The sequence below is a fragment of the Micromonospora sp. NBC_00860 genome (assembly GCF_045207375.1).
In the GTDB taxonomy this organism is placed as follows: Bacteria; Actinomycetota; Actinomycetes; order Mycobacteriales; family Micromonosporaceae; genus Micromonospora; species Micromonospora vinacea.
On sequence record NZ_CP108825.1, the window covers coordinates 1392798 to 1405590 of the forward strand.

Genomic DNA, 12793 nt, shown 5'->3' on the forward strand with positions numbered 1-12793 from the left:
CCCCTTCGCAGCGCCGCCCCGTCGGCGGGCGCGTCGCTAGATCGCGGTCGGCTTCCCGGTGTGGGGGACGGGCAAACAGGCCAACGAAGCCCCCGCTCCGCGGTGTGCTGCCTGTCGCAGCGGGTACCGCAGACATCCCACTGGTACTCGGGAAGGCCGACATGACCCTCGCCCACGATGCGATCGAGTTGCCGTCTGGTCAGACCATGCCCGTGCTCGGGCAGGGAACGTGGTATCTCGGCGAGCACCCCGCGCGGCGGCCGGACGAGATTGCCGCCCTGCGCACCGGGCTCGACCTGGGCATGACCATGATTGACACGGCGGAAATGTACGGTGACGGCGCTTCCGAGGAACTCGTCGGCGAGGCGATCGTCGGACGACGCGCCGACGTCTTTCTGGTCGACAAGGTGCTGCCGTCAAACGCCAGCCGACGGGGAACCGTGGAGGCCTGCCGGCGCAGCCTGCAACGACTCGGCGTCGACCACATCGACCTCTACCTGCTGCACTGGCGCGGCACGCATCCACTCGCGGAGACGATCGAGGCGTTCACCGAACTCGTCGACGCCGGCGACATTGGGCAGTGGGGTGTGAGCAACTTTGATCTTTCGGACATGACGGACCTCCTTGAGGCGGGCGGAAGCGCCTGCGCGACCAATCAGATCCTGTACAACCTCACCCGCCGCGGCCCCGAGTACGACCTCCTGCCGTGGCTACGCGAGCACGGCATCCCGGTGATGGCGTACTCGCCGATCGAGCAGGGACGACTGCTCGGCCACCCCCAGGTCGCGGAGGCCGCCGCCCGGCACGAGGCCACGCCCGCTCAGGTCGCGCTGGCCTGGCTGCTGCGGCAGGAGATGGTCGCGGCCATTCCCCGATCGTCCAAGGCCGAACACACCCGGGAGAACGCCGAGGCGCGCGACGTGCAGCTGACCGAGGAGGACGTGGCGGCACTCGACACGGCGTTCCCGCCGCCGGCAGGCCCGCAACCGCTGGAGATGTTGTAGGGCCTGCGACCGTTTCGGCGGGAGCCGCTTGACAGCGCACACTCGATGGCCCGCGGCGAGCTGGTCACCGAGCATCTCGCTACGCACACCATGCCGTTGGACGAAGCGCCGCGCGGCTACGAGATGTTCAAGCAGAAGCTTGACGGCTGCGTCCGGGCCGTCTTCCAGCCCACCAGCTGAGCGTCGCGACTCGGGCCTACGCCCACTTACCTTCCGCTGTGGGGCTGCCCGTTCTTCTGGTCCCGCCAGCCGTCGGGTTCGGGGTGATAGCCGTAAGCGGCAGCCCGGACCGTTTCCTCGTTTTCCAGCCCGGAGCCGATCGCGCCGCCCACGGTGGCCAGCGAGCTGGTGATCCAGGCGAGCGTCAGATAGTCGGTAAAACTGACCGGCCGCTCCAAGATCTGTTCCAGCACGGATGTGTCGATCAGCAGTGCCCCGACGAGCACCGTTCCCACGAACAACACCACGTAGGACACCGCCGTGGCCAGAGTGAGGGTGAGGATCGTACCCAGGTTGAACAGCCGAGCCAGTTCAGCCGGCGTGTCACGGTCTGGTTTCTCCCACAGGTCGTGCGCGACGATCAGCCAGGCCACCAATGCGGCCAGCCCGAGCAGCATGATCACGCTGAGCCGGAGGCCGCCGAGCGCATCGCCCATCTGCCAGATGGTGTCGGTGGTGAGCGCGAAGGCGGCCGTGCCGAACGCGCCGACCAACAGCTTGGACAGGCCCAGCAGGGCGCGCCCGGGGCGGTTGGCGCGGACCATGCCGGTCAACAGCCGCGCCCGGCCGATCAGCCCCGAGGCGACGTAGCGCTGCTCGCCGGCGTCGGCCTCGCTGAGCACCCGGTGGACGGCGGGAAGCCGACGTGCCATCTCGGCCGGTGCCTCGCCGGCTGACGACACACGCTGGTCGGAGACGTCGCTCAGCAGCCCGCTCACCAGATCCGGAACAGCCGCGCTGGCTGCCCGCAGCTGGTGCAGTCCCAGCGCGGGCAGAGACACCACCGCGACTCGGCGCCGGGCGGAGGTCTGCGCGACCAGGGGCATCCGCTCGGCGTGCAGTGGCAGGTCGGTCAGGCAGATGGCGACGTCCCACTGGTCGTCGGCGCGCCGTTGGGCAAGATCGTCGAGCAGGGCCTCGGCGCCCCCGTCGCGGCGCGGCGCCACCTCCCCCCAGCCTTCCCGGACGATCCACCGCACATCCGCGCTCACCCGCTCGGTGAGCCCGCTGGCCAGCTCCGCAGTGAGCCTCTCGGCCACCCGGGCCGGTTGGTCCGGTGGGGTTGCCACCAGTCCCACGACGATCTCCGGGCGTTGCTGTTCGCTCTGGGTCATCGGTGCTCCTCACCGGTAGCCGGGCTCGGCCGCCGAACGGCGAAAACCGGGGGCGTCACGCACCGTTGCGGCAGCTCCTGTGCCAACTGACGTACTGGTAGAGCCAGGCCGCCGAGAGAAGCACGCCGGCCAGCCGGTACAGCGCCACCTACGACGCCCTCGTCGAACGGGCGCCCCGCCCAGGCAGCCTAAGAGACCACCCCGAAAGGTGCAGCGGATTCGGTGGATGGCGCTTACGTGTACCGGGTGGTCGACCAGGACCCGGGCCATGGAGCTGCTCGCCCCATTCGCAGGGGCCCGGGCGGTGAGACCGGGTCGTTCCGGTGGGCGCCTCGATTGTGGACAGCCGGAGACATTGACGGGCATCGGGTGGACGGCCACGGCGGGCGATCTGATCATCGCGCGAAAGGCGGCTACGGCAGCGGTCTCGGTGGCCGGCTGGCCCCGCTGCTCGTACCGCAGATCACAGCGATGACCGAGCGGGCGAGAGGTGGCGCGTTACGGCCGGTCGGGCGAGCCTGGCGATAGTGACGACTGGCCAATCGGCAATCGGGTGCCCGACGGCGGTAGTTCATGGGCGGAGAAAGCAGTTCGCCGTCGTGAGCAGATGTTCGTGTGGAGAATGTGCGAAGTGGAGCCCAGCAGTGAGGCGGAGATTGACGCGGGTCGCGGGTGTGCCGGATTGCTCTCGGCTCATTCCGCCGCTGACCGCTGCTGTGGTGAGGGCACCGGCTGCTGGTGTGATCGCGGGTGCCGAGGTGGTGCCACCCTGAGCCATGGTGGTTGCATCCTGAGCCAGATGGTGCCAGAGTGGCACCATAAGAGGTTGGTAGGCGGCCCGTCACGGGTGACCGTCGCGGCAGCTCATCATCGATGACAGGAGTTCTCCCGCATGTTCGCCAGATTCGGACGCGCCATCGTCCTCAATCCATGGAAAGTGATCGCGGTATGGCTCGTGCTGCTCGTCGGCTCCTTCTTCGCGCCGTCCCTCGCTGATCAGGTCAGCACCGATCAGGCCAGCTTCCTGCCGTCCCGCTACGAGTCTGTGCAGGCACAGGAGGTCGCGGAACGCGCGTTCGGCCAGGGCGACGGGGCGAGCGCCACCATCGTCGTCAAGCGCGCCGATGGGAACCCGCTCGGCGCTGCCGACACCGAGCGGGTCGGGCAACTCGCCCAGACTCTCCAGGGTGCCGGCATCGACCGGGTCGGCGCCGCGGTCACCGGGCCGCAGGCCGTCTCACCGAACAAACTGGTGCAGCTCGTCAACGTCTCGCTCACCGGCCCACCCGCCGACCCGGTGCTCGGCGACGCAGTCGTGTCGATCCGCGACAAGGCAAAATCCACACTGGAAGGTTCGGGCCTGTCGTACGCGGTGACCGGAGATGTCGCCCTGCTCGTCGACAACCAGGACGCCTTCGACACCGCTCTGCTGGTCGTCAGCATCGTGACCCTGGCCCTGGTCGTCGGCCTCCTGCTCATCATCTACCGCAGCCCGGTCGCGGCCTTCCTGCCGGTCGTCGTCGTCGGCGTGGTCTCCGCGGTGTCGAGTGCGGTCATCACCCTGTTCGTCAAGGCCTTCGGCATGCAGGTGGACCAGTCACTGCTGACCATCCTCACCGTGGTGCTCTACGGCGTCGGCACCGACTACATCGTCTTCCTGCTGTTCCGCTACCGGGAGCGGCTACGCGCTGGTGACGACCCGAAGAACGCGCTCGCCACCGCGGTCAGCCGGGTCGGTGAGGTCATCGCGTCGGCTGCCGCGGCGATCGTGATCGCGTTCGGCGCACTCCTGCTCGCGGTGTTCGGCGGCTTCCGGAGTCTCGGCCCGGGCCTTGCCATCGGGGTGGTCGTCATGGCGATCGCCGCGGTCACGCTGGTGCCGGCCATCGTTTCGCTCATCGGCCCCAAGGTGTTCTGGCCGTCGAAGTCGTGGCAGCGCACCCCTCGGGGCAGCGTCTTTCAACGCCTGGGCCGGTTCACCGGGCGTCGGCCGGCCGTGGTCGCCCTCGCCTCGGGCGGCGTCATGGTCGCGTTGGCGCTGGGTGTGTTCGGCCTGAAGGTCGACTACGACCAGGTCGCGCAGCTGCCCGCCAACACCGAGTCGGCGCGCGCCCTGGATGACCTGAAGACCGGGTTCCCCGCTGGAGCCCTCAATCCGACCACCGTCTTCGTCCGCGCCGACAACGGCCAGCGTCTCGACCCGGCGACACTCACCGGGTACGCGCAGTCATTGGCCCAGGTGCCCGGGGTCGGCAGTCTGATGCCCGCCGCTGACGGCAGTCCTGCCGCCATCAGCTCGGACGGCACGGTCGCCCAGATCAGCCTGCTGCTGAACACCAGCCCGTACTCGACGGCGGCCCTCGACCTGGCCGGTGACGACCTTCGGCAGGTAGCCCACGACCAGGCCCCGGCAGGAACGACCGCGCTGGTCGGCGGCGTCAGCTCGGTCTTCGCCGACATCCGCGACGCGAACAACCGCGACCTGTGGGTGATCTTCCCGGTGGCCGGGGTGCTGATCGCCGTGATCCTGGGGCTGCTCCTGCGCAGTCTCGTCGCCCCGGTGTACCTCATGATCGCGGTCGGCCTCGGCTTCATGGCGACGCTCGGCGCGACCGTCCTCGCCTTCCAGGGCATCGGCGGCCGGTCGGGCCTGTCATTCTCTCTGCCGATCATCCTGTACCTGTTCGTGGTCGCGATCGGCACCGACTACAACATCCTCATGATCGCCCGGCTCCGCGAAGAGGCACGAGCCGGCAACGATCCGCGCACCGCCGCCTCGTTGGCGATCCAACACGCTGGACCGTCGGTGGCCGCCGCCGGTCTGATCCTCGCCGGTACGTTCACCTCGATGCTGTTCGCCGGGGTGTCGTTCCTGACCGAGATGGGCTTCGCGGTCTCGGTGGGAATCGTGCTGTCCGCGTTCATCATGTCCCTGTTCCTCGTCCCGGGGGTCACCGCGATCCTCGGTCACACCGCCTGGTGGCCGGGGCACGGCGACGCCACCCGATCCGACCGGTCGGAGCCGACCACTGCCGGCCATACGGAGTCCGAGGCCACACCAGCGCACTGACCGACCGCGACACGCGGTGGGCGAGGCGAACAGCCCCGCCCACCGCGACCGCGGTTTCCGGTCGGCGTGCTGGCTTCCGAGCCGGTGCCCCGCCTGAAGAGGGTGGTGCGGATAATTTCCGGCATGTCTGCTGGAGCGAATCGTGTCGACGATGCTGCGGACGCGGGGCACGTGGCCCCCACCACCGGTCGGACCCAGGTGGCGGTGGGCAATCGTCAGGCATGGCGGGTGGTCGTCGGGTTCGGTGTGGTGAGCCTGGCCGCGGACATGGTGTACGAGGGCGCCCGCTCGATCTACGGGCCGCTCCTGGCCTCGTTGGGCGCATCGGCCGTCCTCGTCGGCCTGATCACGGGTGCCGGGGAGGCCGCGGCGTTACTGCTGCGTCTGGTGTCCGGGCCGATGGCGGACCGGACCCGCTGGTACTGGACCCTGACGATCGTGGGCTACGGGCTGACTGCGGTCTGCGTACCGCTGCTTGCGGTGACTCCGATTCTGGGCGGCGCCGGCCTGGCAGTGGCCGCGGTGCTGATCCTCGCCGAGCGGCTCGGTAAAGCCATCCGCAGCCCGGCCAAGTCGGCACTGCTCGCCGATGCCGCGAGTCGGGTCGGGATGGGCCGCGGGCTGGGCGTACACAAAGCCCTCGACCAGATCGGCGCGTTCGCTGGTCCGCTGCTGGTCGCCGCGGTCGTCGCGGTCACCGCCGGCGCGCTGTGGCCGGGGCTGGCGGCGCTGACCGTGCCGGCCGTGGTGGCGATGCTCCTGCTGACCACGCTTCGGGCACGGGCCCGTAGCTCTCCGGCAGAGCGGGACACCAGCACACGGTCAGAGGCTGCGGCGAAGACCGGTCGGGAACCGCTGCCGCGCAGATTCCACTGGTTCGCGGCGGCGATGGCGGTGTGCACAGCGGGCCTGGTGACCTTTGGGCTGATCGGTTTCCATCTGGTGCGCGCGGGCGTGGTCGCGACGGCGGCGGTGCCGCTGATGTACGCGACGGCGATGGCCGCTGGTGCGCTCGCCGCACTGGTGACCGGGGTGCTCTACGACAGGGCCGGGGCGTGGGTCTTGCTGGCGCTACCCGCCATGATTGCCGTCGTGCCGCCGCTGGCGTTCGGTGGTGATCTGCCGGCGGCGGTGTTCGGGGTCGTGGTCTGGGGCGCTGCCGTCGGGCTGCAGGACTCCACCGTCAAGGCCATGGTCGCCGATCTCGTGCCACGGGAGCGGCGGGCCACCGCGTACGGCATCTTCGCCGCCGTGCAGGGCACCGGAGCCCTGGCCGGCGGTGCCGCGGCGGGGCTGCTCTACGACCGCTCGGTGCCAAGCCTGATCGTCGCCGTGGTGCTCGCCCAGGCCGTCGCCCTGCTCATGCTCATCGGCGTACTGGCTCGAACGCGCCAGCACCGACGCGACCCTGCCTGAATCCGGCTCGTAGTAGCGCAGCGTCTGCGGGTTCACCCCGGCCGCAACGGCGAGCTGGCTGCTACGCAGCCCGTTCATGACGTCATCCTGGCGGTGGCCCGCTGCGCGAGCGCGTCGAGGACGTCGACGTGCGTGGCCGGCACCTGCACGTCGAGGCGCAGCGCATCGGTGTCGCCGGTGATGGTGAACGAGAAGAACGAGCAGCAGGAGCTTTCCCGGTCGGTCAGGTCCCGGGCGGTCGTCTCGGCGGTGGAGTCGAGACGCCACAGCAGGTGGGTGGGGGACAGTCGATGCTGCCCTCGCAGGGCGGTGGTGAAGAGGTCGTCGAACTCGGCCAGCCGCAGCGGCCGTTGGACGTTCGGCAGGGTGCACGACTCGGGCACCCATGCCTGGTCATCGCTGCTCATATCCATGACGGTAAGCCTGTACCTGGGAACCGGATGCAGGCCCACGCGCGGTGGTGCAGCAGCCGTCGGCGCATTCGCTGGTGTCGCCGCCTGCGGCGGGGTATCGCAGGGCCGCAGCCGAGGCGCAGCAGCTGTCGCCGCGCCAGGCTTCGCGGCCTTCCTTGACCGCGACTGCGGCGATGATCAACGCGGCGGCGGGGTCGGCCCACCACCAACCGAAGAGCGAGTTGACCGCGAGCCCGACCAACAGCACCGCCGAGAGGTACGTGCACAGCAGGGTCTGCTTGGAGTCCGCGACGGCCGACGAGGATCCGAGTTCGCGTCCCGCGCGGCGTTGCCCGGCCGACAGGACCGGCATCACCGCCAGGGACACCGCGGCCAGGACCAGACCGATCGTGGAATGCTCCGCGCGGTCCGCGCCGACGAGCGCGCGCACCGACTCGACGGACACGTACGCGGCGAGGGCGAAGAACGACAGCGCGATGACCCGCAGCGCGGCGCGCTCCCGGCGTTCGTGGTCGGGACCGGAGAACTGCCAGGCGACGGCGGCGGCCGAGGCCACCTCGATGACGGAGTCGAGCCCGAACCCGATCAGCGCTGTCGAGGAGGCCATCCTCCCGGCGCTGATGGCGATGACCGCCTCGATCAGGTTGTAGGTGATCGTCGCGGCGACGAACAGGCGCACCCGCCGGATCAGGATCAACCGGCGGGCCGGTGACGGGCCGACCGACATCGACGGAAGTGGCGCGTTCATCAGCAGCACCCCTCGGACTGGGCGGCGGAGCAGGCGGCCGGATCGACGGCCAGGACCAGACCGAGGAGGTCTCCGAGGGCGTGCGCGAGGCGGGCGTCAGCCAGTGCGTAGCGGCTACGGCGACCCTCCGGCACCGCGACGACGAGGCCGCAGCCCCGCAGGCACGCCAGGTGGTTGGACAGGTTCTGCCGGCTCGTGCCCAGCAGGTCGGCGAGGTCCGCCGGGTAGCCGGGCCCCTCGCGCAGAGCGAGCAGGAGCCGGGCGCGGAGCGGGTCGGACAGGGCGTGACCGAAGCGGGCCAGGACCTGTCCGTGCGTCAGAGTCTCCATCACCCGACAGTACATCGCCCAGTGAATAAACAGTACACTGAACTGTCCGGTCCTGGGCCTTGATGGGCCACGACCACGGTCACTTGTGGAGCGGACCGACGACGGCGGCGTGAGGGCACGGCCGGCACTTCCCCGCCTGGTGGGGGAGAATCGAATCATGTTTGTCATCAGGGAGCGGTTCTTCTCGATCGGCGACGACTTCGACGTGCTCGACGAGCACGGCACCAAGGTCTTCCACGTCGACGGCAAGGTGCTCAGCGTCCGCAACAAGGTCGTGATCGAGGACGCCGCCGGCCAGGAGGTCGCCACGCTGCACCGGCACCTGGTGGCGCTGCGTCCCACGTACGAGATCCGGATCGGCGGCGAGAAGGCCGCGGAGGTTCGCAAGAAACTGCTCACGCCGTTCCGCGACAAGTTCACCATCGACGTGCCGGGGCCCGACGACCTGGAGATGAAGGGTGACCTGCTCGACCACGAGTACGTGATCGAACGCGACGGCACCGAGGTGGCCGCGGTCTCCAAGCGGTGGCTGACGATCCGGGACACCTACGCCGTGCAGGTCAGCGCCGGCGTCGACCCGCTGCTCATCATCGGCAGCGTCCTCGCGCTCGACCTGGCCTTGAACCGTGACAAGAAGAAGAAGGTCGACGACGACTGACCCCTCGGCCGTGCGTCGTGAACAGCCCTAACCCAGGCTGGGCGGGAGTAGGCGGCTGCGCTACTGGCTGTCGGGCCGGATGTTGTGGTTGAGGTGGAACACGTTGTGCGGGTCCCAGACCGTCTTGAGTGCGGTGAGCCTGGCGAGCTTGGCGGCCGGATACGCGCGGCGTATCCCGCGTTGCCCCTCGTCGGCGGCGAGCGAATTGACGTAGACGCCGTCGGCGTACGGGTCGAGTGCGGCTCCGGCACTGCGAGCCGCTGCCATCCGACTGTCGTCTTCGGACGGGTCGGTCCAGCGGGAGCCGGCGCCGAACTCGAACATGGTGGCGCGGTGGCTGAACGCCGCGTCGGCGTCCGCGACGTCGGCGATGGCGCCGCCGTGCGCCTGCAGGCCGACGCTGGGCAGTTGGGTGTCGGCCCGCAGGTCCGACGCGCCGCGCAGCAGGAACGCCTCGATCGCGGCGGTGGGGAACTGCCGCAGGTAGTGCGCGCTGGAGTACCGGCGGTAGGCGTGGCCGCCGACGGTGTCGTCGCGTTGCTGCAGTTCCAGGTACGACGGGGTGGTGACCCGCTCGGCGACCGGGCGCCCGAGCGCGCGCATCGTCGGCAGCAACCGGCGACCCTGTGCCGGGTCGCCGACCCAGACGAAGCCGACGGTGGCGACTGGGCCCCCGGCCGTGCTGTTGACGTCGGCGGTGAAGGTCGCCTGCCGCGGCGCGACGGCGTTGAGGTCCCGCCAGCCTTCGAGAACCGGTACGGCGTCCTCGGCGGGGAAGTCGAACTCGGCGACCAGGGTCTGCGTTCCGGTGTGGTGCAGGTGGAAGTCGAAGTCGGTGACGATGCCGAAGTTGCCGCCCCCGCCGCGCAGACCCCAGTAGAGGTCGGGGTTCTCGGTTCGGCTCGCGGTCACCACTTCCCCGTCTGCGGTGACCATCGTGTAGGAGACGACGTTGTCGCAGGCCAACCCGTGTTGGCGGGCGAGCCAGCCCATGCCACCGCCGAGGGTCAGGCCGCCGACCCCGGTGTGCGAGACGTTACCCGCGGTCGTGGCGAGGCCGTATGGCTGCGACGCCCGGTCGAGTGCGCCGAGCAGCGCGCCGCCCTGGACCCGGGCGCGTCGCCGGATCGGGTCGACCCGTACCCCGTTCAACGGGGTCAGGTCGATCATCAGACCGTTCGCGGGGACGGCGAGGCCGGACACGTTGTGCCCGCCGCAGCGCACCCCGATCTCCAGGTCGAGTTCGCGGGCCAGGCGCACAGCGGCCACCACGTCGGTGACGCTCGCGGCCTGCACGATAATCCGCGGGCGCCGGTCGATCATGGCGTTCCAGACGGTGCGGGCCGCGTCGTAACCAGGATTACCCGGCGTGAGGACGCGGCCGTCGAAGCGGGGACTGGTCGTTGTCGTCATAGGTCTGAGCCTGACGGAAATTGGTACACCCGGTAAGGTCCGATTCCATGGGCCGAACCAGGACCAATTCGAGCACTGCGGAGGACCTGCTCATCCAGGTCGACCGCTTCGCGGGCGAAGCGCTGCACCGGCAGATAGCCGCCTCGATCCGGGGCAGCATCCGGGCCGGCCGGTTGCGTCTCGGGACCTCCCTGCCGCCCACCCGCACCATCGCCGCCGACCTGGGAGTCTCACGCGGCGTCGTGGTCGAGGCCTACCAGCAACTCGCCGCCGAGGGCTACCTCACCAGTCGGGCGGGCGGCTACACCCAGGTCGCGGTCGAACCGGTTCCGCCCGCGGCGGGGCGTCGCGGCGGGGATCGGGCGACGGCCCGGATCGACTTCGGGTACGGCCGCACCGACGTGTCGTCGTTCCCCCGGGCCGCCTGGCTGCGCTCGGTGCGAACCGTCCTCACCACCACGCCGAACGAACGCTTCGCCTACCTCGACGGGCGTGGCGTACCCGAACTGCACGCCGCCCTGACCGACTACCTCAGCCGGGTCCGCGGCACATCGGCCCGCCCGGAGAACGTCGTGATCTGCAGCGGCTACGGCCAAGGCGTCGCCCTGATACTCCAGGTGCTCGCGGCGCGCGGCGCCCGCAGGGTGGCCGTCGAGGACCCCTCCGCTGATGACGACGCCCGCCTCGTCGCGGCCGCACTCGGCCTGGACATTATCGGCGTCCCGGTCGGGCCAGACGGCATCCTCGTCGAGAAGCTCCAACAGACCGACGCGGATGCCGTCGTGCTGACGCCGTCGCACCAGTGGCCCACCGGCGGGGTCCTGTCAGCCACCGCGCGGGCCGGGGTCATCAGCTGGGCGCAGCGTCGCGGCGCCGTGGTGATCGAGGACGACTACGACGCGGAGTACCGCTACGACCGCTCGCCCGTCGGCGCCATGCAGGGGCTGGCACCCGACACCGTCGTCTACTGCGGCACAGCGAGCAAGACGCTGGCGCCAGGGCTGCGCCTCGGGTGGCTGCTCGCGCCGTCACACCTGGTCGATGACATCACGGCGGCCAAGGTACGGGCCGATCGCGGCTCTCCCGTCATCGACCAACTGACCTTCGCCGACTTCCTCACCTGCGGCGAATTCGACAGGCACCTACGGCGCATGCGCCCGGTCTACCGCCGCCGCCGCGACGTACTCCTGGCCGCGCTGCGCGCATGGCTACCCGACCTGGAACCGGTCGGTGTCGCGGCGGGCCAACACGTCGTGACCTGGCTCCCGCACGACCTCGACGAGGACCTGGTGGTGGCTGCCGCCGCCCGGCGCGGACTGGTCGTGCAAGGCGTCTCCCGGTACCGACTGAGCCCCGACGGACCCGGCGGGCTGATCTTCGGGTACGCCACCCTCACCGAACGCTCCATCACCGACGGAGTGGAAGCCCTCGCCGACGCGGTCGCGGAGGTCCGTGCGCGGATCTGCCGCGGGTATGAACATCCCCAATTGGAGGAGACATAAAGGTCATACCGGTGTCCGTGCACACGACGATCGCCCAGGTGACCTGACGCTTGGCCCCCGAGGTGAGGGTGATGGAGGATGGGCGAATGCGTGCGCGGGACCGTAACAACGTGATGCTGACCGGTCGTGAGGGTGGCCCTACTGTCGTGCTCGCGCACGGCTTCGGTTGTGATCAGCACATGTGGCGCCACGTGGTCAGCGAAATCGGACAGTGGGCCCAGGTGGTGCTATTTGACCACGTCGGATCCGGCAAGGCTGATCCGGCGGCCTGGAACGCTGACCGGTACGCCTCCCTGGATGGCTACGCCGACGACGTGCTGAGCATGTGCCGGGACCTTGACCTCCAGCAGCCGATCTTCGTGGGGCATTCGGTCAGTTCGAGCATCGGGGTCCTTGCGGCGAACCGCGAACCGGATCGCTTCTCCGCGCTTGTCCTGGTCACGCCGTCACCGTGCTACATCGACGACGAGGACTACCGGGGCGGTTTCACTCGGGAGGACATCGACGACCTGCTCGAGTCACTCGACAGCAACTACCTCGGCTGGTCGTCGAGCATGGCACCCCTGATCATGGGCAATCCGGAGCGGCCGGAGCTGGGCGAGGAGCTGACCGCGAGCTTCTGCCGGACGGATCCCGCGATGGCGCAGGTGTTCGCGCGTGCCACGTTCCTGTCCGACAACCGTGCCGACCTCGCCGCGGTGAGCGTTCCGACCCTGGTCCTGCAATGTGCGCAGGACGCCATCGCGCCGCCCGAAGTCGGCGCGTTCGTGCACGCGCAGATCGCCGGAAGTCAGCTCGTCACACTGGATGCGACCGGGCACTGCCCGCAGCTGAGCGCTCCGGAAACGACGGCCGCGGCGATCACGTCGTTTGTCAGGGCCGCCTACCGATGACCGCCACCGGGGG

Annotated in this window: 12 protein-coding genes; 7 read left to right on the forward strand and 5 right to left on the reverse strand. The window is 69.8% G+C overall.

Annotated elements, in window-relative coordinates:
* The first annotated feature begins 161 nt into the window (after nt 1-161).
* Together OH804_RS06265 and OH804_RS06270 are read left to right on the forward strand one after the other, a co-directional pair.
* Nucleotides 162-1004, forward strand: coding sequence for an aldo/keto reductase (locus OH804_RS06265; RefSeq protein ID WP_406063448.1), 843 nt, complete (start codon nt 162-164; stop codon nt 1002-1004).
* Nucleotides 1005-1049: 45 nt separating this feature from the next.
* Nucleotides 1050-1184, forward strand: coding sequence for a hypothetical protein (locus OH804_RS06270; protein WP_406063450.1), 135 nt, complete (start codon nt 1050-1052; stop codon nt 1182-1184).
* 26 nt (nt 1185-1210) lie between these two features.
* On the opposite strand, the gene OH804_RS06275 is transcribed toward OH804_RS06270, so the two are convergent.
* Nucleotides 1211-2338, reverse strand: a complete 1128-nt coding sequence (locus OH804_RS06275) for a hypothetical protein (protein ID WP_406063452.1) — start codon at nt 2336-2338, stop codon at nt 1211-1213.
* An 892-nt stretch (nt 2339-3230) separates the two neighbouring features.
* Between OH804_RS06275 and OH804_RS06280 the strand changes: the two genes are divergently transcribed.
* Nucleotides 3231-5408, forward strand: coding sequence for an MMPL family transporter (locus OH804_RS06280; RefSeq protein ID WP_196924023.1), 2178 nt, complete (start codon nt 3231-3233; stop codon nt 5406-5408).
* Between the two features lie 123 nt (nt 5409-5531).
* Nucleotides 5532-6824: an MFS transporter gene (locus OH804_RS06285; protein ID WP_406063454.1), complete on the forward strand. Its 1293-nt coding sequence runs from the start codon at nt 5532-5534 to the stop codon at nt 6822-6824.
* A 74-nt stretch (nt 6825-6898) separates the two neighbouring features.
* On the opposite strand, the gene OH804_RS06290 is transcribed toward OH804_RS06285, so the two are convergent.
* The 3 genes from OH804_RS06290 to OH804_RS06300 are packed head-to-tail and all read right to left on the reverse strand — an operon-like array spanning nt 6899 to nt 8314.
* The gene (locus OH804_RS06290; protein WP_231392727.1) at nt 6899-7231 is read right to left on the reverse strand and encodes a hypothetical protein; all 333 of its coding nucleotides are present in this window, start codon (nt 7229-7231) and stop codon (nt 6899-6901) included.
* A complete protein-coding gene (locus OH804_RS06295; RefSeq protein WP_196924021.1) occupies nt 7218-7985 on the reverse strand; it encodes a cation transporter in 768 nt (255 codons plus the stop codon). The genes OH804_RS06290 and OH804_RS06295 overlap by 14 nt, the downstream gene beginning before the upstream one ends.
* Nucleotides 7985-8314 carry a helix-turn-helix transcriptional regulator gene (locus OH804_RS06300; protein ID WP_196924020.1) on the reverse strand — a complete coding sequence of 110 codons (330 nt, stop codon included), beginning with the start codon at nt 8312-8314 and terminating at the stop codon, nt 7985-7987. The genes OH804_RS06295 and OH804_RS06300 overlap by 1 nt, the downstream gene beginning before the upstream one ends.
* Before the next feature lie 157 nt (nt 8315-8471).
* Between OH804_RS06300 and OH804_RS06305 the strand changes: the two genes are divergently transcribed.
* A complete protein-coding gene (locus OH804_RS06305; protein WP_196924019.1) occupies nt 8472-8972 on the forward strand; it encodes an LURP-one-related/scramblase family protein in 501 nt (166 codons plus the stop codon).
* Between the two features lie 60 nt (nt 8973-9032).
* On the opposite strand, the gene OH804_RS06310 is transcribed toward OH804_RS06305, so the two are convergent.
* Nucleotides 9033-10385 carry an FAD-binding oxidoreductase gene (locus OH804_RS06310; protein ID WP_196924018.1) on the reverse strand — a complete coding sequence of 451 codons (1353 nt, stop codon included), beginning with the start codon at nt 10383-10385 and terminating at the stop codon, nt 9033-9035.
* A 47-nt stretch (nt 10386-10432) separates the two neighbouring features.
* Here OH804_RS06310 and OH804_RS06315 point away from each other — a divergent pair, with 47 nt between their 5' ends.
* Both OH804_RS06315 and OH804_RS06320 read left to right on the forward strand, forming a co-directional pair.
* Nucleotides 10433-11887, forward strand: coding sequence for a PLP-dependent aminotransferase family protein (locus tag OH804_RS06315; protein ID WP_406063458.1), 1455 nt, complete (start codon nt 10433-10435; stop codon nt 11885-11887).
* 86 nt (nt 11888-11973) lie between these two features.
* A complete protein-coding gene (locus tag OH804_RS06320; protein ID WP_196924016.1) occupies nt 11974-12780 on the forward strand; it encodes an alpha/beta fold hydrolase in 807 nt (268 codons plus the stop codon).
* The last annotated feature ends 13 nt before the right edge of the window (nt 12781-12793 follow it).